1 protein-coding gene is annotated in these 1,484 nt (G+C 69.1%); it reads left to right on the top strand.

Annotation, left to right across the window (positions count from 1 at the left end; translation table 11 throughout):
* Positions 1-25 precede the first annotated feature (25 nt).
* A complete protein-coding gene (locus tag ACWEBX_RS40555) occupies positions 26-1,387 on the top strand; it encodes a beta-1,3-glucanase family protein (protein WP_451889700.1) in 1,362 nt (453 codons plus the stop codon).
* Positions 1,388-1,484: the final 97 nt, after the last annotated feature.

The raw sequence follows: 1,484 nt of genomic DNA, 5'->3' as shown, positions 1-1,484 counted from the left end.
CCGACCCGGCATGAGGAGATCCCGCATGCAGTCCTTGGCCAGCGCCAGCGCCCTTCCCCGGCGATCGTCCGGCAGAACCGCTCGGGCCCGTACCGCTCTCGGTCTCGTCGTCGTCCTGCTCGCCGCCTGCGTCGCCTTCCTGAGCCCGTCACCCGCGCACGCCGCCGACCAACTGCTGTCCCAGGGACGGCCCGCCACGGCCTCATCGGTCGAGAACGGCTCCTTCCCCGCGGGAGCCGCGGTCGACGGCAACACCGGCACCCGGTGGTCCTCGGCCTTCTCCGACCCCCAGTGGCTGCGCGTCGATCTCGGGTCGGTCCAGCAGATCACCCGCGTCGCCCTGAACTGGGAGGCCGCCTACGGCAAGGCGTTCCAGATCCAGACCTCCACCGACGCGAACACCTGGGCCACCGTCTACTCCACGACGACCGGCATCGGTGGCACCCAGAACATCAACGTCACCGGAAGCGGCAGATACGTACGCGTCCTCGGAACCACGCGCGCCACCCCGTACGGCTACTCCCTCTGGGAGTTCCAGGTGTACGGGCCCGGAAGCACCACCCCGCCGGACGACTTCTGGGGCAGCACGAGTGACATTCCCGCCGCGAACAACGCCGTCGAGGTGAAGGTCCTCAACCGCACCAACGGCAAGTACCCCGACAGCCAGGTGTACTGGAGCTTCAACGGCCAGGTCCACTCCATCGCCGAGCAGCCCTACCTCGACATGCCGGCCAACTCCGCGGGCCGCATGTACTTCTACCTCGGCTCACCGGCGAGCTCCTACTACGACTTCATCGAATTCACCGTCGGCAGCAACGTGTTCAACGGCAACACCACACGCGTCGACGCCTTCGGGCTGAAGATCGCCATGCGCCTGCACTCCAAGGACGGGTACGACGTCGAGGTCGGTGAGAACCGGCAGACCTTCGCCGAGGACCGCGCGACGACCTTCCAGCGCTTCACGGCCGCCGTCCCCGACCAGTTCAAGGTGCTGGCCCAGACCCAGTCCCCGTACCGGATCATCGCGCCCGGCAGTGACCCGAGCTTCCGGGCGGGCGGCGCCAACGCCAACTACTTCACGTCCTACGCCCAGTCCGTGGGCGTGAACGCGGCCACCTCCGACATCTTCGGCTGCGCGGCGGCCCTCGCGAGCAACCCCGACATGTGCGCCGCGCTCAACCGCCATGTGGCGACACTGCCGGCTTCCCAACAAGGCGATCCCGCCCAGTTCTACAAGGCGGCCCCCGCCAACTACTACGCCAGGTTCTGGCACGACAACGCCATCAACAACCTCGCCTACGGCTTCCCCTACGACGACGTGGCGGGCCAGTCCTCCTTCGTCTCCCACGGCAGCCCGCAGTGGCTGCTCGTCGCCGTCGGCTGGTAGCCCGGGTGCCGCGGGGGGCGGGGGGGGGGGGGCCCCGGCCGCCGGCCGCGGGGGCGCCTTGCGGGCGGGGGGGGGTAACCACAACCCCGGTTTTTGT

The sequence above is a fragment of the Streptomyces sp. NPDC005070 genome, assembly GCF_053600395.1.
This window is presented reverse-complemented; position numbering and strand designations above follow the sequence as displayed.